The following is a 22,496-nucleotide window of genomic DNA, read 5'->3' as shown; positions in this document are numbered from 1 at the left end:
TTAAACCTAGTGATTTCAAACAATCATCTTCTTTTCTGTTACATATTAAATAGAAGGAGGTGTTTTTTTGAAAAAAATAATATTATTTGCCGATACTGGCATTGATGATGCCATTGCACTTATTTATGCATTGAAAAATCCAGAAATTGATCTACTTGCGGTTGTAAGTGGGTATGGAAATATTGATAGAGAAAAAAGTTTACGAAATGCAGAGTATCTATTAGAGTTAGCTGGTCGTGATGACATACCTGTTTTAGCAGGTGCTACAAGACCGTTAAATGGAGAAGAACCCATTTTCTTTCCAGATATTCATGGAGTAGAAGGGCTTGGTCCTATTCTCCCTCCAATACCTGAAGAACAATTTGCTAGAAGAACCAACATCAGTACGTTGTTTCAGATAATTAAAGACAATCCAAATGAAGTTACGATTGTCAATGTGGGGAGATGTACCACTCTTGCTATTGCCTGGTTATTAAATCCTGAAGTAATGAAGGATGTTAAAGAAACCTTTATCATGGGAGGAGCTTTTTTAGTCCCTGGAAATGTAACTGAGGTTGCTGAAGCAAACTTTTATGGAGATGCCCAGGCTGCTGATTATGTTTGCCAGACTTCTCCTAACTTAACAGTCATTCCATTAAACGTAACAAGAAAAGCATTAATTACACCGGCTCTTGTAAATTATATAGATTCACGCGCTACTTCTCCAATTGAAAAAATGATAAAGCCTATTTTAGACTTTTATTATGAGGCATATCAGCAGCTTGAACCAGGAATTGATGGAACTCCTCAGCATGATCTCGCTGCCGTCATGGCCGCACTCGATATTCCTGACCTTTATCGTTATTCAAATCGTGTGGTAAGAGTTCAACACGAAGAAAGTTTTGCAAACGGGCTTAGTATTGCAGATTTTAGACCGGGAAGCATGGATTGTTTTGGTTTAGATTGTGATAGGATTGCCACAGAAATAAACGAAAATGTATTTATATCAAATGTTCTAGAGATTTTAACCTTATCAGAGAATAGGCAATAAACCATGATGAATAGAAACCGCAAAATAATCAATAAATGAACTATACATTGTATTGCGGTTCCGAACCGCCCATTTAGATCATTCTTTCTTTTTGTCCTTTTGTAAAGGTGAACTCATAATATTGATAAAGTCATTTAGAAATTTTGAGTAATCAAAATCCAAATATATTTCCGTCCCTTTTTTAGATCGCTCTGATCCAATACGGAAATCTGCGAGGCTTTGACCTTTTGCAGGTTCTTCTTCATTTAAGGTAACATCTCGACTAATGGATCTTCCCATTTCAGTGTTCATCAATAAGGAAAGAGTCAAAACATCATGAAGTGGTGCTCCATTGATTTCGGGGATGATTTTTTTATAAGCATTGATATAATATTCCATGACTTCATCCAGCAATTCAATAAGGGGATTGTTGGATGCTTTTTGAATTTCCTCTACTACATCCATCGTAACAATTGCCTTGTTGGAAACATTAAGTGGAACAATGATTACATTTGAGAGGTTCTGAACAATGATTTGACTTGCAAGGGGGTCTCCATAAAAATTAGCTTCTGCATATGGAGTTACGTTCCCGGGAACTAAAAAGGCACCCCCCATAATATAAAACTCATTAATATTATTAATTTCATCACTATTCAGTAGATAGGCTATTGCTAATGATGTTTTCCTTCCTACATCTACAATGGTTAAATCGGGGTATTTGTTTATAATATCAAAAATGATTGAAATGTTATCAAGGGTACCAGTAAACTCATCAGGAGGTCTAATGGGACCAAGCCCCTCAGGACCATGAATCTCAGGGTAGAATGTAGGAAAATCACCTGTCATTGGCCGCGTTGCTCCACCAATTATTGGAACATCCTCTCGATTAGCTAACTTTAAAAGATAAGCAACGTTGTTAGTCGCATGCTCTTTATCAACGTTACCATACCCTGTTACGATTCCTGTTACATTTATTTCTGGATGAAGTAATGCATACATAATGGCAATCGAATCATCTATACCAGGATCGGCAAATAAGAGAATATTTTTCATAATGTTTTCTCTCCTAGGGCTTTTCGTTTATCATATGAGAAAATGAGCATTACAGTTCAATCTGATTTAACAAATAAACATAAACCTTTCATTACGAGAATTCGGTATAATTTCCGTTCTGATTATTGTCTCATATGAATTTCAAAAGCTGCTCTAAGTCCTGATTCAACGGCACCTTCTATCCATCCGTGAAAGTTAGATGTATGCTCTCCAGCAAAATGAAATCGGCCTTCTACTGCCTTGATTTTTTCCGATAACTCACTATATTGATGTGGCCTAAAGAGAGTAAAGCACCCAGCTGAAAAGGGGTTACGTGTCCAACTAAAGGATGTTCCATTCATAAAGTGATCATATACTTTTTCTCCATGAACCATAGATAGTCCTTGTAATGCCTCTTGAACCCTTTGAGGTGGTGAGAGTGAATCCCATAATTGTGCATTATCCTCCCAGCAGTAACTCGCCAGCATAACAGCAGGTCCATCTTCTCCTATACCGTGACTTGGGTAATGGGCAAATCGATTAGGGAGGTCTGTTGTTAATTTACCTCCTTCTATTCCTTCCTTCTCCCAAAACCTTTCACCAAATTCTATTCCGACTTTTACAGATGGTGCATAATGAATTTCGCGAATGGCTCTCCATTTATCAAACGAAAATGTATCATGTGGCTCAATATTGATAAATTGAAGTACAGAAAAAGGGATGGCTATTAAAATATAATCACTTAAAAATGTACTCTTCTCTCCATTTTTGTTATGAATAGTATTCACTACTATGTTATTTTGAGCTTGTTGTATTTGGGTAACCTTTTGATTTAAGAGAACATGATCTTTTATAGATTGATAAAATTTATAGGGTAATCGATCACTTCCCCCTCGTATTTGGAAGAATTGATTATCTCCTAAAAATACTGATCCAAGAATGTCTTTTAGGATAGCCATAAAAGCAAATTCCGGAAAACCTTCAAAACCAAGTAGAATTTTCACCTTTGTGATGGCATTCGCGGACAAGTTTTCTCCAAATGGATTATAACGGAGTAAATCCCCCATAGAATAGTGATCGAAAGCTTTCCTAAGTTTTAGCTTTTGCTCATCTGTACTATTTTTATATTGAATGAGAAAAGGTTGAATGGCTTCTATCAAAATTTCACTTGCGGTTTTCCTTTGTTCTGAAGGCATTAGTGGATATTCTAATATTTGAGGATTTTTCATGTATTCTGAAGCTCTCACTCTAACTCCATTCACATAAATTAAATCATTTGGAGAATCATTAATGAATGGTTGTAGTTCTAATTGCCATTTTTTAATATAGCTCATAGTTAATTCATGACCTGTTGGAACCCTCATTGCGCCCATATCTAAATAATTTCCATTAGTGAAAGGGGAGCGCTTTGTAAATATTCGCCCGCCAATTCGACTGTTCCCTTCTAAAATAGTTACATCATGTCCCGCCTTAATTAATTGATAGCCTGCAACAAGACCCGCCATTCCTCCTCCGACAATCGTCACTGTTTTTAAAGGCAGATCATTAAATGGTAGACCCTTTTCAATGATGGATAAATGGTCAAGAGGATATGTTAATCCCCTAAACATTGATTTAAGATAAATGTTTTGAATACTCAAATAACCACCCCCTTTGAGATAATACTATTTCCTGAAAATGGAGATATTCTTAAATAATTTCTTTAAACAAAAAATAGTACCAATCAACTATGAAATAAAAGGACACAAATATGGACGGTACTAGATCGCGTTAAACCTTTAAAGCAACCTAAAACCGTCCTATCTATATGAATAATTTAATATTCAAAAATATTATCTCTCTCATTTTTCCTAAAATAACCATGTAAGGCTGTATCTGTCTTATATTATCAATTGTTTTTAATTAGTAAATTCATTGGGATCTATACTTTTTCTATTATAAAATGTAAATAGAGAATACCGGTTATATCTCTTTATTCCTGTTTTCTTATCAAAGGTATATAATTATTTTTGCTATTTTAGAGTTATTCTATCCGAATTTAAAGTCCTTTATTTACGTGCTTTGATGATTAAAGTTGTTGGCACTTTATTAGCTTTGTATAGGGAATAGTAGCGATCAGAATAGTCAAACGGTTGGTTTTTATACTTTTTCGCAATCTCCCCTTCCACTATTTTTTCGATTGTGAAACCAGTTGTAATAAGAGTGTTTATGAATGTACTGATTTTTCTTCTAGGAATAATCATTGGAACGTTTTCTCCTTTGAAAGATTCAATTACCCACGGGTCTTCATTTAGATAGGAGTTTTCAACAACAACTTGATTTTCACGGCTTCTTAAATTTGTATAAAAAGGATGTTCCCAGCTAAAAACTAAACTTCCTCCATCTTTTAAATAAGAATAGATATGATTTAATGTTTGTGGTAAATCACTTGTCCAGCCTATTGCAAATATAGAATAAACAATATCAAAATGGTTTTTTGGTACAATTGTGTCCTTTTCCATAGGTGCACAAATTAAATTTGGGTTTAAATCAGACAATAATACATCTGCCATTTTTATTTGTTCTGAAGACAAATCAATCCCCCAAAGCTCTTTTGCTCCATTTTCAGCCATGTATTTTAATGAATGACCACTGCCACAACCAATTTCTAATACTTTTTTATCTTTAATTGTGTCCATTAATCGAATATCTTCTTCTGTTTCTGTATAGGGACCATACTCAGGTAATGCTTCTACACCAAAAAAATGCGGAGCTACTACGTTCCAACCTTTTTTATTCACTTCTAGCATTTCTTTCTGTTTCATTATTTAGTTTCCTCCTCTTCTACCTTTTTCTCAGTTCGACAATAACAAAATTAAATCCTTTAATTTATAAAACTTTTATTAGTGCGGTAAGAGTAAGGGTGAGATAGGAAGCCACTTTTATTCATAGAGCTATGGTTTATGATTGGGATGCTATGTAGGGATTCATTTTTCCTTTTAGTACCCCTCTATGCGATATACAAATATCTGAAGTAAACTTAAGAAATACTCCTAATGCTTTTAAAAGGGTTCAATATAGAAGCTGATCATTTATGATAAAAAGAAAAAGGAGCATTTTCTCTTTCAGTACAAGGCTGAAGTGAAAGGCTCCCTTTTATTACTTCTATTAATATAAGCGTTTTGTATATCCCTCTTTTAATCTTTCTGCCATTTCTTCAGAAGTCATATTCTTCTGTTTAGCATGTGCTATAAGAACATTGGCTGCAGATGGTAATTCTTCTTTTGCAAACCAAGAATCCGGATCCCACAGTCTAGAGCGTTTAAAAGCTTTAGCACAATGAATAAAGCACTTCTCTACTTCTACCCCAATTCCAAGGAGTGGAGTTTTTCCATGAACGGCCATAGGTTCTAATAGAGTAGGATTTTTCACTATCTGAGCTTTCCCGTTTACTCTTAAGGTTTCGCCTAAACCTGGTATCAAAAATAAAATTCCGATATTGGGATTTGAAAGTATGTTTTGCATTGAATCGATTCGTTTGTTTCCCGGACGTTCTGGAATGATAAGATGATGATCATCCAATATCTGAACAAATCCAGCTTGATCTCCCCTAGGAGAAGAATCACAACTCCCATTTGCGTTAGAAGTAGAGATAACTATAAAAGGAGATTGCGAGATAAATTGCCGACAATGCTGATCTATATGAGTAATAACTTTTTGAATTGCCAACTTATTAGGTTCACCCATTATTTCCCTTAGTTCAAAATCATCTATTACAATTTCTTTAAAAACAGGAGATGTCATCATCCTTCACTCCATTCTTTGTGAAAATAACAAAACTTGGGTAGTGCCTGTCAGAGTTCTGAGATTGTAGGTTAGTTGTTTTTACATTGAACTACTTTAATCATAAAATAGGTTATGTTGTCTGGGAGAGCTTCCTTTATTGGCTTTAGTTTTTCACCTCCAAATTCATTAATCGCATTAATAATCTCCGTTTCATCTTCTGATGACACAAATTTCTCCCAATTTATTCGTTCTCCTTCTTCTCCGCAGCGAATAATATGATTTTCAATCGTCATTTTCGATAGACCTCTTTTATTCGCAATTTCTTCAAAAGATAAACCTTCATTTAACATTTCTAGTGTTATCATATGAGAATTTTCTATTGGACTACTCTTTGTTTTTATTGTTTTTGTCTTCTCAATAACCTCTACTTTACGTTCACGATCAGGATTTTTCTCACAGAATAGTTTTATTTCATTCAAAAATTGCTGGCCATATTTTTCTTTCTTCAGTTGTCCGACCCCTTTGACCGCTGAAAAGTCTTCCATTGTAATCGGGAGTTTAGCACTCATATCCCGAAGCGTTTCATCTGAGAATACAACAAAAGGTGGAACTTTCTCTTCTTGGGCAATTTCTTTTCGGAGTGAGCGTAGATATTGAAACAATTCATCATCCTGTACAAGCTGCTTTGTTTCAACCGTTTCTTTCCGCATTACATTCATTTTCTTAGTTAAAACTTCTTTTCCCTTATTAGATACTGATAGTGTAGGATATGAACCGCCTCCTACAAGTATGTACCCTTCTGATATCAAAAACTCAATGAACTCGCTTACCTGTTTTGCAGTTTGATCTTTCATGAGTCCATATGTAGACAGTCCTTCGAAGCCAAGATCAGTCATTTTTTTATTTCTTGAACCTGTAAGGACTTGAGCAACTGCTGTTTTCCCAAACCTTTCTCCCATTCGAATCATACATGAAAGAACTTTTTGGGCATCCGTTGTTACATCAACTGCGATTCTCTCATCTGTACAATTACCACAACGGCCACATGGTTCTGATTCAGCTTCCCCGAAATATTCAAGTATATATACTTGTAAACACCCTTCTGTATGGCAGAAGTTAATCATCTGTTGGAGCTTTTCTAGTTCTTGAATTTGTCTTTCATGATTGTGAGTGGTTTGCTCAATAAGATATCGTTGAATTCGAATATCCATGGGAGAATATAAAACGATACATTCACTTTCTAACCCATCACGTCCAGCCCTGCCCGCTTCTTGGTAATAGCTTTCCATATTTTTAGGTAACTGATGATGTATAACATAACGAATGTTGGATTTATCAATTCCCATTCCAAAAGCTGATGTTGCAACCATGACTGAAATTTCATCATTAAGGAAGAGAGTTTGTTCCTTTTCTCGGTAATCACTACTTAATCCAGCATGATATTTTCCTACGTTCATTCCCTTTTTCTTTAATCGCTCGTAAACATTTTCAACTTCTTTACGAGTAGCGGCGTAAATAATTCCCGCTTCTTTAATGTTTTTCTTTACATAATCCTCAATAAAGACGAGTCGATCTTGTCCCTTTACAACAGAAAAGGATAAATTTTCACGCTCAAAGCCCGTAATGACAGTTTGGTCTTCATTAATTCCTAAAGTAGTACATATATCTAGTCTCACTTGAGGAGTAGCAGTGGCAGTTAACGCAACCAATGTTGGATTATCAGGTAATTGGGTTAATAGCTGATGAATGCGTAAATAGCTAGGACGGAAATCATGCCCCCATTGGGAAATACAATGAGCTTCGTCAACAGCGACTAATGGAATGGGGATATCCCTTAGTTCATTGATAAAAGATTGTGACTCGAGCCGTTCTGGGGCTATATAAAGTAATTGATACTCTCCGACTCTTGCCTCATCCATGCGCTGTCTTGCTTCCTGGACACTAATTGAACTATTGATATATGTTGCTGAAATTCCAGCAGAATTTAATGCGTCGACTTGATCTTTCATCAGTGATATAAGAGGAGAGATTACGAGTGTCGTTCCTTCTAATAATAATGCTGGGATTTGATAACATAGCGACTTCCCCCCACCAGTTGGCATAATACACGCTGTATGGTTTCCTGATAGAATATTCGAGATAGTCTCTTCCTGCCCCCAGCGAAAGGAATCGTATCCAAAATATTTCTTTAGGACATCTTGAGCTGTTTCTAATGTTAACAATTACGGTCACTCCTTAGTGATTGATTAAAAGGTTAATTGTGGATTTTAGTAAAAAAGAAGACAAAAGAGTTTTGATGAGGTAGATAGAGGACAAATATTAGATCAACAAATTTATAATACCAAACCTAACCAATAGTTTAACATGATATCTAATAAAAATCATTCGACAAACTTCGGGCGGTGCCAGGCACCGCCCGAAGTTTGTCGAATATGTTTAGTAGGCTTTTGCCCAGTAGACCATATGCTTTGCAGGTTTTGTACAGTAAATGCATGTTGTGGATAAAGATTGTTGTTCAAATGGAATACAACGGGAGGTTGCACCTGTCTCTTCTTTTATTTTATCTTCACAATCACGCCCACCACACCACATCGCCTTGATAAATCCCGAATGGGCTTCAAGGTCACTCTTAAATTGTTCAAAACTAACTGCCTCTTGTGAATTTTTAAGTAAATGATCCTTAGCTCTAGCAAATAGATTTGTTTGGATATCATCCAAAAGCTTCTCCAAATTATTCCTTAAACCTTCTAGTTTAACAAAAAATTTCTCCCCAGTATCCCGTCTTACCAATACAACTTGGTTTTTATCGATCTCCTTAGGGCCAACCTCTAAACGAAGAGGTATTCCTTTCATTTCATATTCGTTAAATTTCCAACCCGGTTTTTTATCACTTGCATCGATATCAACACGTACCGTTTTCGCCAGGCTCCTTTTTAAATCATATGCAAAATCCAGAACTCCTTCTTTATGCTGAGCTATCGGAATAATTATTACTTGGGTTGGAGCTACCTTAGGTGGAATGACCAAACCTCTATTATCTCCATGAACCATTATCATTGCTCCGATAATACGTGTTGTAAACCCCCATGAAGTTTGCTGTACATATTGAAGATTTCCTCCTCGGTTAGTAAATTGGATTCCAAATGCATTTGCAAAGCCGTCACCTAAATGATGTGATGTTCCCGATTGTAACGCCTTTCCATCATGCATCAAGCTTTCAATGGTGTAGGTGTACTTAGCTCCAGCAAATTTTTCTTTATCTGTTTTTTTGCCTTTTACCACTGGTATAGCCAAAATGTTTTCACAAAGCTCTGCATAAACATTGATCATTTTAATGGTTTCTTCATGAGCTTCTTCATCAGTTTCATGACATGTATGACCTTCCTGCCACAAAAACTCAAGTGTTCTTAAGAAAGGACGGGTCGTTTTTTCCCATCTAACTACATTCGCCCATTGATTATATAATTTAGGTAAGTCACGATAGGAATGAATGATGTTTTTAAAATGTTCGCCAAACAGCACTTCAGAAGTTGGCCGTACACATAATTTCTCTTCAAGTTCTTCTTCTCCCCCATGTGTAACCCAAGCTACCTCAGGAGCAAAGCCCTCAATATGATCTTTCTCCTTTTGAAGCAAACTCTCAGGGATGAACAGAGGCATATAAACATTTTCATGGCCAGTTTTTTTTATTTGTTGATCTAACTCTGATTTAATATTTTCCCAAAGTGAAAATCCGTATGGGCGGATAATCATGGATCCTCGTACACTTGAATAATCAATTAACTCCGCTTTTGTTACAACATCTGTATACCACTGTGCAAAGTCATCTTCCATTTCAGTTATATCTTTGACAAAATTCTTTCCCATCACTTTCCCACCTTTAATTTTTAGAAATAAAAAAAGCCTTGCTCTCATAAAGGGACCAAGACATGGCGGTACCACCCTTTTTCAAAGCAATGCTTTACACTCATCTCATGATAACGGTATGACCCCGCAACTATCTCATTGATTTGATAGTGAACTCAGCAGGCAGGTTCAATAGTGTTGTTATGGGAACCTTTCAGCTAATGGATCCCTCTCTAAAAAAACAACCATCTATTTACTAATCCTCTTCAACGTTTCAATCTTTTTGAAGATTATATAAATCCTCCCATCTCTTGTCAAGATTTTTATTAATAATCTCACATGAAACGATTGTCAATTACTCATACTAACTCGAGGAGGTCGGATGATATGAAATATTTATTAATCCCTTTTCTATTGCTCTCAACACCACAGATCGCTCAGAAAGATAATCTTCAAATACAACATCGGGATAAAATTATAAAGGAAATTAATCACAAAGAGTTCTTAAACCCTTTATTAGGAGAACCTTATCTTAATCAAGAAAAATATGATGAATTATTAGAGGAAATTGATCAGCAAGCCTTTATTGAACCAAAAAATGCTTACATTAATGAAAATGGAATGATAATGAAGGAAAAAGCAGGTTTTAAGCTGTATCGAAAGCAATTTACAGAAAAGTTCCTTCAATATTTTTATGAAAAAGAGCCCAGGAAAATCACCATTCCATTATTAAGTCTACACCCGAAAGTAGATAGTGAGCTTCTAGCTTCAATCCGTACACAGCGAATTGGTCAATATATCACTTACTTTAATAAAAACAATAAAGAACGAGCAAATAATATTACGCTTGCTACTGAGGCTATTAACAACCATGTAGTTTTTCCTGGAGAAACCTTTTCATTTAATGAGGTTGTAGGAAAGAGGACGATTGAAAAAGGGTATTTGTCAGCTCCTGTCATTATTAAAGGTGAACTATCTGAAGGAATTGGCGGGGGGATTTGTCAGGTCTCTTCTACTCTTTTTAATGCTGCTGATAATGCAGGTGTTGAAATCGTTCAACGATACTCGCATAGTCGAAAAGTACCGTATGTTCCTCCGGGACGAGACGCAACCGTAAGCTGGTATGGACCAGATTTTACGTTTAAAAATAAATATAATCAACCGCTTTTAATACGGGCAAAAATTTATGGAGGTCAAATGATCGTTCAATTATTTTCTTCAGATGTGATTGAATTCGAGCAAAGAAAAGTCCCTAGTATGAAAAATGTGAAGAAATTGAATAGGTCATAAGAATTTGATTAAAAGAGAGAGTGACATTTTTCTTAAAAACAATTATATTTTATTTATGTATTTTGAGAAAGGTTGCTGATGGTAATGTCATGGTTTATAAAATCATTTGAAGAATTGTCAACTCTTGAACTTCACAAAATCTATAATGAAAGAGTAAAAGTATTTGTAGTTGAGCAAAATTGTCCTTATCAAGAAGTAGATGATCATGATCCACATGCATTACATGTTTTTAAATTAGAAAAAGAAAATAAGATTAGTGCTTATGCTCGAATCATACTAGACGATGAAGTGTGTGCATTTGGCAGGGTGTTGGTTACTAGGGAATTTCGTCATCAAGGACTCGGAAATGAATTACTTGAAGTCGTTATGAATTATATCAAAAGTGAAATAAATGCAAATAAAATAAAAATCGAAGCACAATCCCATCTAGAATCATTTTATGGCGCATTTGGATTTAATAAAGTTTCTAATGAGTATCTAGAAGATGGAATTCCACATATCACAATGGTTTGTAACCTGGAGAATGAAAAAATATAGGATTTGCTAAAAGTCTTTTAAGTATATAATAGGGAAGTGTTTTGTGTTTAATAACCGATACATAATTGAATGATTCGAAAAACCAGGCTTCATATTAATATCTATTTAGTACATTAAAGTACTAGGGGACGGTTCTCGATCACGTTAACGTATTAACGTGATCGAGAACCGTCCCGCAGTGGTTTAATGCGGTAAAATAGTAGAGAGTCCGCCCTTTTCTATAGGCCAAGTTTGTTTGGGATCCACATAACGGCGCCTTCCCAGTAGGTGATAATGAATAATATGAAGATTCCCATCATTAGAAACGGCATCGTTGCTTTTACGAGCTTCTCAAACCGCACTTCTGCAATCGATGAGACGATAAATAAACCTGTCCCTACTGGCGGCGTAAGGAGACCGATTGTGAGGTTGATACAGATGATGACACCAAAGTGAATAGGATCGATTTCGAAAGCTGTAATCAATGGCATAAACACTGGTACTAAGATAATGAGTGCCGCGATTCCATCTAGCACTGCTCCCAGTAGAAGTAAAAGGATATTGACTAGCAAAAGAAATACAAAAGGATTTTCTGAAAGTGAAGTCATTTCTGAAACAATTGCTTGCGGAATCTGTTCGAATGCAATCATCCATCCGAATATGTTGGCCATAGCGATTAAAAATGTTACGGTTGCGGTTGCTGTTACTGTGTTGATCAAAATCCCTGGAATTTTCCTCCACTTTAGTTCTTTATACAGAAATGCTCCCACGAGAAAAGCAATAAATGAAGCAATGGCTGCTGACTCAGTTGCGGTAAACGCTCCACTTAGAATACCGAAAATAATGGTAAATGGAACTAACAATGCTGGGATTACACTTAAAAAACTCTTTAGGATGTCACTTATTGAAGAACGCTTTGATTTCTTAAAATTATATTTATAACCTAACAACGCAATCAAAAGAATAAATCCCACTCCATAGATAATCCCTGGAGTAATCCCTGCCATGAACAAGCCGCCAATCGATGTCCCTGAAAGAGTTCCGTAAATAATGAAGATCATGCTTGGTGGAATTATAGGAGCCACAATTGAAGAAGCAAGTGTTAATGCAGAAGAAAACTCTTTATTATATCCCTCTTTTTCCATTTCGGGAACCATTACCTTACTCATCATCGCTGCTTGTGCATTAGCTGATCCTAAAATGGAGGCCAAAAACATATTAGCTATGATGGTTACATAAGCAAGTCCCCCTCTTACATGTCCAATTAAAACTCTTGCAAACTTCACCAGCCTAGTGGTAATTCCTCCACCATTCATTAATTCACCAGCTAACATGAAAAGAGGAATTGCTAATAACCCAAAGTTATCTAAACCAGAATAAAGTCTCATTGGAGTGGATTCTAAGAGAGTTGTATTCCCGACAGCAAAAAAGTAAATAACGGTTGTAATTCCAAGTACTAATGAAATTGGAACAGACATAAACAATAATAGAAAGAAACAAATGATCACGAATACAGTCATTGTCCCTCACCTCCCTTGATTAATTCAAAGAGATTAGACAATAAATGAATTCCTGCAAAAGAAAGCCCCAAAGGAACGGCAAGGTATGGAATCCACATTGGAATTAAAAGAGCAGTAGATTTCTGAAAAGCTACACTTGGCGAAAGAATCCAATTGACGCTGTAATAGATTAAAAGAACAAGGAAAAGGAGCATAATGATATGCCCTAGAATGAGAATAAACCTTTTTACTTTTGCAGGTACATAATCTAATAGGATGGTAACAGCGGCTTGGGACTTATATTTAAGTCCCAAGCTACCTCCAAAAAAGCTGATCCAAATTAGTAGAAAAACAGCTATTTCCCCTGCCCAAGACAATGGAGAATTGAGAATATACCGAAAACAAACAGCCATTGTCACAATGACAGCCATCGCAAACATCAATATAACAGCAAGTGTTTTTTCTATTGATGAAATACCGTTACTAATTGCTTTCATTTTTGTGACCCCCTAACAATCATCTACTTTTTGCGAAAGGTATCGATAAACTCTTGGATAAGCGGGTCTGTCGGCCCATATTTTTCATCGAACTTTTTCATCTGCTCTTCAAAAACACTTGAATCTAGTTCATAAATGTTCATACCGCTATCCTTTAATGTCTGTCTAAACTCTTCTTCTTGGCCAGCTCTTGTAACTGCTGCATATTCTGCCGCAGCGGCCATTGAATCACGGATAATTTTTTGATCTTCTTCTGGCATTCCTTCAAAGGTAGACTTATTCATCATCGCTACAGCCGGCCACACCATATGATTGGTAACGGCACCATGCTTCACTACTTCATGATATTTGTTCGTAATGGCAGCATCTAAATCCATATCCATTCCATCAATTACACCTGTTTGAACAGCAGAATAAACTTCTGGAAGTGGCAGCCCTTCTGTCGATGCTCCTGAGAATTGATAAAAATCTTGCATTGGCGGACTTGGAGTAACTCGTAATTTTAACCCTTCCATATCTGAAGCTTTCTTTACCTCTTTATCTTTAAATAGCATGACACGCTGACCGGCAAATAAATAATCGAGTCCAACTAACCCTTGTTTATCCAATGTTCCAAGAATTTTCTTTGCGATTTCAGAATCACGAGCTTCATTTGCAGCATTTAAATCTTCAAATGCATATGGAGTAAACCAAGCAGCAAATGAAGCTTCCCTAGAACTCATATAAGCAGCAGTGATAAAGCCGAAATCAACAGAACCTGAAGCAATTTGTTCTACCATATCCGCCTCAGTTCCCAATTGACTAGAAGGATAGATTTCCAATTTCATACGTCCATCCGACCTTTTCTCTAGTTCTTCCTTGAATTTTTCTGCCCCTTTATGCCACATATGGGATGGAGGAGTAATATGTGCCAATTTAAAATTGTAGGTTTTACCTCCACCAGAAGCACTTCCACTCGTTTCAGCCTTACCAGAACTACAAGCCGATAGAACTCCTATTATAAAAATCAAACTAATGATAGAAATGATCCCTTGCTTTAACTTTTTCACTGATTTTCCCCCTCATCAATAATTTGGCAAAAAATTAGAAAAAAGCCGTCTCTATCTACTTAGGAGTATTTAAAGTTAATCGTTGAAAGGAAAAGTGTAAACCTAATAGTTTCCTAGCTTCATTATTTTTCCCTTGTTCAACCAGCTTTCGAATTCTAGTTGAGGAAATAATAGTGCCTTTATCACAGTAGATAGGTCTAGCCGTTCTGACAGTAAAGAATTTATGGAGTAAATTAATATCACCTGTACGATTTAGACCGAACCTAAAATCCTTTCCTACGTGAATTTCAACTGGATTACATTTTTTTAGATCTTTAATAAATTGCTCAGGAGTTCGTTGGAGAAAATGATTATTAAATTTGGCTACGATTACGTGATCAACACCCAACTTTTCTATCCGGTTTAGCTTTTCCCCAATAGTCGTTAACATTCTTGCTCCTTTAAAGTAATGGCGTGGAGGTGGATCAAAAGTAAATACTACACTTGGGGCTTTAATACTTTGACTTTTTTTTACCGCTTGGGATATGACATGTTGATGACCTTTATGAACTCCATCAAATGCTCCAATCGCTATGATGGAGGAATTCAATTCCAATGACTGTTCATGGTGCAGTTTCAATCCCAACACTCCCTCCAAAATTAGTAATGATTTGGACTTTCACTTTTGGCTACCCCTCCGGTTCCCCAATTTTCCTTTTGTATTTCATGAATTAAAACCCGAATCTTCTCAGGATTTGTTCCTAAGCTTTCGCTAATCGATTTAGTAACAGAGAGAATGAGTTTACTTTTTACTTCTTGGCTTCTCCCTTCAAGAATATGCAGGTGTGCAATTGGCATTTTTAGTCCTCTTTTTCTTTCTTAACATCAAAGTTTATTTCTCCTAATGAATCAAATGTTACCTTTAGTTCATCACCATCGTAAACGTTAACAGCCTCTGTAATTCCGCCGGTTAAAATCACCATTCCAGGTTGGATTGCAAGTCCGACATGGTGTAGCATTTTTGCTAGTTCAATAACTGACTTAACTGGATGGCCTAATACCGCAGAACCAACTCCTGATTGAACTTTTTCACCGTTTCTATACATATTCACTTCAAGTTTATCAAGTGGGGTGTGAAAAGGTGAAAACGCTTGGTCACTTAAAAAAAATCGAGAAGATGATGCATTGTCTGCGACTACATCTACTAAAGTAAAAGAAAAGTTTTTATATCGACTGTCGATGACTTCTACTGCAGGCATGATGAATTCAGTAGCTTTCCATACATCCCGTGCAGTCAATTGATCACCCTTCAATTCTTCTTTTATGACAAAAGCTATTTCCGGTTCAACTCTCGGATGGATCAACCCTTTAAGTGATAATGTGTTCGAGTGAACTTCCATTGAATTCGTAAGTCTACCGTAAATCGGTTCATTCACCCCCACTGATCTTTGCTTTGCAACACTTGTTAATCCCATTTTCCAACCAATTTTCAAATCTCCGCGCTTTAATGCACATTGTTCCCAATGTTGTTGGATCTCGTAGGAATCTTTCACAGTTATATCAGGACTATGACTCGTAATCTTATCCATATCTATACCTGTTATTTGATGATGATCAATTTGTTCGGCAATCTGTTTTAGAGTAAGTGTTTTTGTTTTCATTATGAACCCCTTTCGACTTTCATATAGATTTCTTGGCTAACTCACTAGCAACATCCACAATCATATCCTCTTGACCCCCAACTACTCTTCGTTTCCCTAACTCTACTAAAATATCTCTAGAATCTACGTTAAACTTATGGGCTGCTCTTTCTGCATGAAGCAAGAAACTGGAATAAACACCTGCATAGCCAAGAATTAAACTCCCTTTTGTGATTTCTTGAGGTTTCTCAAGAATAGGAGCAACGATCTCCTCAGCAAGGTCCATCATTTTGTAAAGATCAATTCCTGTTGATCTATTCATTCGGTCAAGTACAGAAACAAGTACTTCTGTCTGTGTATTTCCCGCTCCTGCGCCAAGGCAGCGAACACTGCCATCCACCCATGTCGCCCCTTCTTCAATAGCCACAAGCGTATTCGCCATTGCTAACGAAAGATTATTATGGGCATGAAAACCGATATTTACTTTAAGTTGATTTTTTAACGCCTTGACTCTTTCTTTCACTTCATGTGGTAGTAGTGCGCCAGCAGAGTCAACAATGTAAACGGTATCTGCTCCGTAGCATTCCATGAGCTTTGCTTGCTCAACCAATTTTTCTGTTGGGACCATATGGGCCATCATTAAAAAACCAACCGTTTCCATCCCTAACTCCTTAGCTAATTGAATATGCTGCTTAGAAACATCTGCTTCTGTCACATGTGTTGCAATACGTGCGAGTCTTGCCCCTAGGTTTTCAGCCTCCTTCAGTTCCTCAACGGTACCGATTCCAGGCAATAGCAATACACCTACTCTTGCTTGTTTACAAACGGAAACGGCAGCAGAGATTAATTCCATTTCATTCGTCTTTGAACGTCCATATTGAAGGGAAGAACCTCCCAATCCATCACCATGTGAAACTTCAATATATGGAACATTTGCTTCATCAAGTGCTTTTGCAACTTTCTGTACTTGGTCAATTGTATACGAATGTCCGATGGCATGGCTCCCGTCCCTCAAGGCAACTTCAGTAACGGTAACATCCCTTTTTACCATGATCATTCTCCTTTCCTATACTAAAACCTTGATTAATGAAACGCCTTTTGAGTAAGTATATTTTTGGCAAATTCTTCACCAACCTTGAGTGCAGATGCCGTCATGATATCCAAATTACCAGCATATGGTGGAAGGTAATCGCCAGAGCCTTCAACTTCTAAAAAAACAGTTACTTTATTATCTTCAAAAATGGGGTCTGTTCTCATTTGATATCCTGGAACATATTCTTGTACTTTCTTTACCATCTCTATAATTGATTTTGTAATGAGTGCCTCATCCAGTTTCCCTTTTACAAGACAATAGACTGTATCTCTCATCAATATAGGTGGTTCTGCTGGATTGAGAATAATGATGGCTTTCCCTTTCTTAGCCCCCCCGATTTCTTCAATTCCTTTTGAAGTAGTTACCGTAAATTCATCTATATTTGCCCGTGTGCCTGGGCCAGCACTTTTACTTGAGATGGTAGCAACAATCTCAGCATATTCTACTTCCACTACTTGTTGAACAGCATGAACAATCGGAATGGTTGCCTGGCCACCACACGTAATCATGTTCACATTTGATTCCTGTAAATGTGAACCTAGATTTACAGGAGGGACAACAAATGGACCAATAGCAGCGGGAGTAAGATCAATCACTTTTTTGCCAATTTCTTTTAATCTTTTTGCATGATCAATATGAGCCTTTGCTGACGTAGCATCGAAAAGGATTTCGGCAAGTTCTGGTTTTTCCAAAAATCCTTCAATGCCGTTATCAATGGTTTGAATTCCATTTTCTTGTGCCATTTTTAAACCTTCAGAGTGTGAATCAATGCCAATCATAGCGGTTAGATCTAATTGTTCTGATCGAAGCAATTTCTTCATTAAATCTGTTCCAATATTTCCTGATCCAATAATGGCCACTTTCACTTTCATTAATGAGGACTCCTTTCTTTACCGATCAAACTTAACAGAGACTCTGCCTAATAAGTCGATTTCCGCAGTAAATTTATCTCCTGGCTGTGCAAAAATAGCGGCTGATAGTGCTCCAGATAAAATGACCTCACCAGGTTCTAGCGAAAGATTATAATCTGCTAATTTATTCGCGAGCCATGCTACGCAATAGGCAGGATCTTCAAGAGCAGCGGAGCCTTTACCAGTGTTTATCAATTCTTCATTACGAAATAATTTCATCTTCAATTGTGGAAGATCTACCTCTTCGACAGATATTGGGGTATCCCCTAATACAAACAGACCTGAGGAAGCGTTATCTGCGATAGTATCTTCTAACTTAATTTTCCAATCTACAATTCTACTATCAACAATTTCAAGTGCAGGAAGAACATAATCTGTCGCTTGAAGCACCTGCTGTACCGTTACATCAGGACCTTTCAGTTCTTCTTTTAGAATAAAAGCAATTTCCCCTTCCACTCTGGGTTGAATTACTTGATTGGATGTAACGGTTCCATTGTTTTCGACAGCCATATAATCGAGAAGGTGTCCATAATCTGGTTCGCCTACACCAAGAAGCTCTTGCATGGCAATGGAGGTAAGCCCGATTTTTTTCCCAACTATAATAGAACCAGACTCTACTTTCTGTGTGACCGTCTCCAGTTGAACGAGGTAGGCTTCATCCACAGTAATATCCGGTTTAATTTCTGTTAGAGGTGTTATTCCTTTTTGTTCCCTCTCTGCCTTCATAAGATCTTTAGAGAAATCCTTTATTTCTTCTAACATTACTTTTTCTGACATGGTTATCCTCCTTTCTATAATTTAATGGTGATATTTGATAATTCGCTGTAAAATTCAAAACTGTGCATTCCACCTTCTCTCCCAATTCCACTTTGTTTCATTCCGCCAAAAGGTGTCCGAAGATCTCTTAAATACCAGGTGTTGACCCAAATGATTCCAGCTTCAATTTGATGTGCGACACGATGAGCTCTTCTTAAATCGTTCGTCCAAATCGTCGTTCCTAATCCATAATGTGTATCATTAGCTTGTTCAATCACTTCCTCTTCCGTTTCAAATGGGAGAACAGTTACAACAGGACCAAAAATTTCTTCACGGACACAACGTGAATCTTTATCAAGCCCTACAATAATCGTTGGTTCAATATAATAACCCTTCTTTTCAGTTTGAGGTCTTCCTCCACCGGTTAGGATTGTTCCCCCTTCATCTCTAGCAGACTGTATGTAGCTTAAAACCTTGTCGTAATGTTCTTTACTGATAACAGCACCGACACTGGTTTCATTTTTGAAGGGGTCTCCTATTTTGAGTTCTTTTGTTTTTAATACAAATTTGTCAACAAAATCTTCATAAGCTGAACTTTCAACATAAATACGTGATCCACATAAACAAACTTCTCCCTGGTTCATGAAGCTAGATTTCAGAGTAGTCTCGATTACTTCATCAAGATCAGAGTCAGCAAAGATAATATTTGGATTTTTTCCACCTAATTCATAGGATAGTTTTTTTAATGTTGGTGCTGCTGCTTTCATGATCGCTGTGCCTGTTTTCGTTTCTCCTGTAAAAGTAACGGCATCTACATCTGGGTGTTCTGTAATCGCTGCTCCAGCTGAGTTCGGGCCAAAGCCATGAACAAGGTTGACGACTCCGTCAGGTACACCAGCCTCTTTACAAATTTCAGCCAAGATTGTTGCCGTCATAGGGGTCCATTCGGCTGGTTTCATAACTGCGGTATTTCCAGCCGCTAGACAAGGTGCCATTTTCCAAGTGAGTAATAGTAATGGGAGATTCCAAGGATTTATCATCCCTACAACTCCTACCGGCCGACGAATCGAATAGTGGAGTGCTTTTTGATCTTGTTGAAATGCTTCTGTTCCCATTGATGTGAGATAATCTGCAAAGAAATGGAAATTATAGGCAGACCTTGGAATATCTATATCTAGTGCCATTTGGTAGGGCTTACCCGTATCCATAGATTCAAGTGCGGCTAATTCTTCTTTTCGGTCAATAATTAAGTCTCCAATCCGTCTAAGGACAATAGAACGTTCCTCTGAAGTGAAATTTTTCCAAGGTCCCTTAAGAGCCGTCTTAGCGGCCTGGACTGCCTCATCAACTTCCCTCTTACCACCTTCTGCCACCTTTCCTAACACCTCTTCTGTGGCAGGGTTTATATTTTCAAAGACTTTTGAATTATGTGAATCCCGATAGTCACCATTGATGAAATGGAGACAATCAATTGGTTTTACTTTGCGGTTTGACTTTTCTTTTAAATGCAAAATGAGAACCTCCTTTAAAACTACTCGTGAGTATTTTGAAAAAAGGTGACCGTAACGCCACCTTTTTTCAAATAATTACTACTAAAAATCTTCTACTTCTACAATCATTTCAATTTCGATCGCCGTTCCCCCAGGTAACTGGGCCATTCCAACAGCTGACCTGGCATGGCGTCCTTTTTCACCAAAGACTTCTACTAGTAAATCTGATGCTCCATTCATTACTTTTGGCTGGTCTATAAAATCATCAGTACAGTTGACAAATCCAAGAATTTTGACAACTCTTTTAATCCTACTGAGTTCACCTAGTTCATCTTTTAGGACATTCAATAAATTCACCATAGATTGGCGAGCAGCAAGATAACCTGTTTCAACATCAAGGTCTTGACCAATTTTCCCGTGAAACTCATCCACACCCTGACCAGATGTAAATATCAGATTACCTACACGAACTCTGCTTACATAATTGCCTACAGCCGGACGGACAGGAGAAAGTTTAAATCCCAGACTTTGCAGTTTCTTCTCTGGAGTCAGTATTTTTGGTTCCATCATTTATCCCCTTTATATTCAAGAATCGAAGAGCATTTTCACCGAGAATCATTCGTTTTTGGAGTTCTGTTAAATCCGTCATTTCGTCAATCACTTTTCCTGGTGGGATTTCCCTTAACAGAAAAGGATAATCGGAACCCATCATTACTTTTTCATGGCCAAAACGATCAATTAGATAGTTTACATTTAACGGGTCATAATTCAATGAATCAAAATAAAAATTATGAACATAGTGACTTGGTGGTTGTGTGGTTAAACGTAAGTGCGGCCAAACCTTCCACCCTTGATCAAGTCTGGGTAAAATATAAGGGAACGAGCCTCCACCATGCGCAAAGCACACTCTTAAATTCGGGAATTTCTCCATTACTCCACTCCAGACAAGGCTAGCTGCCGCAAGAGCTGTTTCACTTGGCATTCCGACAGTATACATGAAATTATGGCGAGGGGTTCTGTCCTTTGCCATTGTTTCCCACGGGTGGATAAAGAGTGGGACATTCCATTTCTCAGCCATTTCAAAGAATTCTAAGAAATCTGGAGCATCGAGGTTTTCTCCATTCACGTTTGTCCCAATTTCAATTCCGCATAAGTTTAATTCATGTACACAACGATCCATCTCTTTAATGGCTGTTTTCGTATCTTGCATTGGTACTGTCCCTAACCCAGCAAAACGCCCAGGATTTTCTTGAACTGTTTCCGAAATGAAGTCGTTTTGTAGTTGTGCCATCTCAAGTGCTGCGTCAACTGGTGCCCAATAAGAAAATGTAACAGGGATTGGGGACAGCACTTGGATATCGACACCTTCACGGTCCATGTCTTGAATCCTTTTTGTCGGACTCCATACTTGATCTGTTACTTCTCTAAAAACTTTCCCCTCTACTAAAATATTTGCTCCACAAGCACAAGTTTGACGTAGAACGGGCCATTTTCCACCATATTTTTCTGCTAAATTCGGAAGGTCTTTTGGAATGACATGTGTATGAAAATCTATTCTCATTTCCATTCCTCAGCTTCTGGCGGCATTTGATGTCCGCACATTTCACATGTCCGTAAATCTTCGCTTGTATTAAAGTGTTCAATAGCTTCCTTTACTTGAACTTCAATATTTGTTAATTGTACAGTCGCGCGATGCATTTCATGATCACACTTATCACAGTACCAAACAAAGCTTTCAAATTCCCCTTTATCTCGCTTACGTTCAAGTACGATTCCATACGAATCTGCCACTCTATGAGGGGAGTGTGGAACATTTGCAGGGAGCATAAACATCTCACCTTCACCAACTGTAACCACTTCACGCTTTCCTTCCTCATTAATACATTCGACATAGGCATTACCTTTAATTTGATAAAAGAATTCATCTGAAGGATCCACATGAAAATCCCGTCGTTTATTTGGACCTCCAAGGAGCATTGCAATAAACTCTGAATCTTCCCAAAGAACCTTATTATTAACAGGTGGCTTCAATAGATCCTTGTTATCTTCAATAGTTCTCAATAAATCTAGCACTCTTGTTTTTAAAAATGATTTTGCCTGTGTTGCCATTTTTATTCCTCCTTT

Annotated in this window: 22 protein-coding genes and 1 other annotated feature; of the genes, 3 read left to right on the top strand and 19 right to left on the bottom strand. The window is 37.2% G+C overall.

The features are described from left to right. The first annotated feature begins 67 nt into the window (after positions 1-67). Entirely contained in the window at positions 68-1,030 is a 963-nt protein-coding gene (locus tag JOC86_RS01610) for a nucleoside hydrolase (RefSeq protein ID WP_205168030.1), read from the top strand. A 78-nt stretch (positions 1,031-1,108) separates the two neighbouring features. Here JOC86_RS01610 and JOC86_RS01605 read toward each other — a convergent pair whose 3' ends face one another. The 6 genes from JOC86_RS01605 to proS form a co-directional block, all read right to left on the bottom strand. Continuing rightward, entirely contained in the window at positions 1,109-2,062 is a 954-nt protein-coding gene (locus tag JOC86_RS01605) for a nucleoside hydrolase (protein ID WP_205168029.1), read from the bottom strand. A gap of 122 nt (positions 2,063-2,184) precedes the next feature. Then, complete coding sequence (locus JOC86_RS01600; protein WP_239587343.1) at positions 2,185-3,681, bottom strand: flavin monoamine oxidase family protein; 1,497 nt, start codon at positions 3,679-3,681, stop codon at positions 2,185-2,187. A 408-nt stretch (positions 3,682-4,089) separates the two neighbouring features. Beyond that, positions 4,090-4,845, bottom strand: a complete 756-nt coding sequence (locus JOC86_RS01595) for a class I SAM-dependent methyltransferase (RefSeq protein WP_205168028.1) — start codon at positions 4,843-4,845, stop codon at positions 4,090-4,092. Positions 4,846-5,188: 343 nt separating this feature from the next. Next, the gene (locus tag JOC86_RS01590) at positions 5,189-5,827 is read right to left on the bottom strand and encodes a pyridoxamine 5'-phosphate oxidase family protein (RefSeq protein WP_205168027.1); all 639 of its coding nucleotides are present in this window, start codon (positions 5,825-5,827) and stop codon (positions 5,189-5,191) included. A 68-nt stretch (positions 5,828-5,895) separates the two neighbouring features. After that, positions 5,896-8,028 (bottom strand): DNA helicase RecQ, encoded by a 2,133-nt coding sequence (recQ, locus tag JOC86_RS01585; protein WP_205168026.1) that lies wholly within the window; start codon positions 8,026-8,028, stop codon positions 5,896-5,898. A 214-nt stretch (positions 8,029-8,242) separates the two neighbouring features. After that, a complete protein-coding gene (gene proS / locus JOC86_RS01580) occupies positions 8,243-9,673 on the bottom strand; it encodes a proline--tRNA ligase (RefSeq protein WP_205168025.1) in 1,431 nt (476 codons plus the stop codon). 47 nt (positions 9,674-9,720) lie between these two features. Further along, positions 9,721-9,931 (bottom strand) — a binding site (T-box leader). A gap of 108 nt (positions 9,932-10,039) precedes the next feature. Between proS and JOC86_RS01575 the strand changes: the two genes are divergently transcribed. Both JOC86_RS01575 and JOC86_RS01570 read left to right on the top strand, forming a co-directional pair. Further along, positions 10,040-10,942, top strand: a complete 903-nt coding sequence (locus tag JOC86_RS01575) for a VanW family protein (protein ID WP_205168024.1) — start codon at positions 10,040-10,042, stop codon at positions 10,940-10,942. 84 nt (positions 10,943-11,026) lie between these two features. Then, positions 11,027-11,479 carry a GNAT family N-acetyltransferase gene (locus JOC86_RS01570; RefSeq protein WP_205168023.1) on the top strand — a complete coding sequence of 151 codons (453 nt, stop codon included), beginning with the start codon at positions 11,027-11,029 and terminating at the stop codon, positions 11,477-11,479. 218 nt (positions 11,480-11,697) lie between these two features. Here the strand turns inward: JOC86_RS01570 and JOC86_RS01565 are convergent, their stop codons facing one another. The 13 genes from JOC86_RS01565 to JOC86_RS01505 all read right to left on the bottom strand — a co-directional run bounded on the left by JOC86_RS01565 (position 11,698) and on the right by JOC86_RS01505 (position 22,481). Beyond that, the gene (locus tag JOC86_RS01565) at positions 11,698-12,978 is read right to left on the bottom strand and encodes a TRAP transporter large permease (protein ID WP_205168022.1); all 1,281 of its coding nucleotides are present in this window, start codon (positions 12,976-12,978) and stop codon (positions 11,698-11,700) included. Continuing rightward, entirely contained in the window at positions 12,975-13,454 is a 480-nt protein-coding gene (locus JOC86_RS01560; RefSeq protein ID WP_205168021.1) for a TRAP transporter small permease, read from the bottom strand. The genes JOC86_RS01565 and JOC86_RS01560 overlap by 4 nt, the downstream gene beginning before the upstream one ends. A 23-nt stretch (positions 13,455-13,477) precedes the next feature. Then, positions 13,478-14,503, bottom strand: coding sequence for a TRAP transporter substrate-binding protein DctP (locus tag JOC86_RS01555; RefSeq protein ID WP_205168020.1), 1,026 nt, complete (start codon positions 14,501-14,503; stop codon positions 13,478-13,480). Positions 14,504-14,558: 55 nt separating this feature from the next. Further along, entirely contained in the window at positions 14,559-15,128 is a 570-nt protein-coding gene (locus tag JOC86_RS01550; protein ID WP_239587341.1) for an FAD synthetase family protein, read from the bottom strand. A gap of 14 nt (positions 15,129-15,142) precedes the next feature. Further along, a complete protein-coding gene (locus JOC86_RS01545) occupies positions 15,143-15,340 on the bottom strand; it encodes a 2-hydroxymuconate tautomerase (RefSeq protein WP_205168019.1) in 198 nt (65 codons plus the stop codon). A gap of 2 nt (positions 15,341-15,342) precedes the next feature. Then, a complete protein-coding gene (locus JOC86_RS01540; RefSeq protein WP_205168018.1) occupies positions 15,343-16,143 on the bottom strand; it encodes a 2-keto-4-pentenoate hydratase in 801 nt (266 codons plus the stop codon). A 19-nt stretch (positions 16,144-16,162) separates the two neighbouring features. Further along, positions 16,163-17,173 carry a 4-hydroxy-2-oxovalerate aldolase gene (gene dmpG / locus JOC86_RS01535; protein ID WP_205168017.1) on the bottom strand — a complete coding sequence of 337 codons (1,011 nt, stop codon included), beginning with the start codon at positions 17,171-17,173 and terminating at the stop codon, positions 16,163-16,165. Positions 17,174-17,205: 32 nt separating this feature from the next. Next, complete coding sequence (locus JOC86_RS01530) at positions 17,206-18,087, bottom strand: acetaldehyde dehydrogenase (acetylating) (RefSeq protein WP_205168016.1); 882 nt, start codon at positions 18,085-18,087, stop codon at positions 17,206-17,208. A gap of 18 nt (positions 18,088-18,105) precedes the next feature. Then, on the bottom strand, positions 18,106-18,903 hold the full coding sequence (locus JOC86_RS01525; RefSeq protein ID WP_419095994.1) for a 2-keto-4-pentenoate hydratase: 798 nt from the start codon (positions 18,901-18,903) through the stop codon (positions 18,106-18,108). A 14-nt stretch (positions 18,904-18,917) separates the two neighbouring features. Further along, entirely contained in the window at positions 18,918-20,393 is a 1,476-nt protein-coding gene (locus tag JOC86_RS01520) for an aldehyde dehydrogenase (RefSeq protein WP_205168015.1), read from the bottom strand. 81 nt (positions 20,394-20,474) lie between these two features. Beyond that, positions 20,475-20,939, bottom strand: coding sequence for a RidA family protein (locus JOC86_RS01515; RefSeq protein WP_205168014.1), 465 nt, complete (start codon positions 20,937-20,939; stop codon positions 20,475-20,477). Further along, a complete protein-coding gene (locus JOC86_RS01510; protein ID WP_205168013.1) occupies positions 20,887-21,939 on the bottom strand; it encodes an amidohydrolase family protein in 1,053 nt (350 codons plus the stop codon). The genes JOC86_RS01515 and JOC86_RS01510 overlap by 53 nt, the downstream gene beginning before the upstream one ends. Then, on the bottom strand, positions 21,930-22,481 hold the full coding sequence (locus tag JOC86_RS01505; protein ID WP_205168012.1) for a 3-hydroxyanthranilate 3,4-dioxygenase: 552 nt from the start codon (positions 22,479-22,481) through the stop codon (positions 21,930-21,932). Before JOC86_RS01505 ends, JOC86_RS01510 begins: the two co-directional genes overlap by 10 nt. Positions 22,482-22,496: the final 15 nt, after the last annotated feature.

This window comes from Rossellomorea pakistanensis, from assembly GCF_016908495.1.
Taxonomy (GTDB): domain Bacteria; phylum Bacillota; class Bacilli; order Bacillales; family Bacillaceae_B; genus Rossellomorea; species Rossellomorea pakistanensis.
The sequence above is the reverse complement of the archived record's forward strand: the minus strand, read 5'-3'. Positions and strand labels throughout refer to the sequence as shown.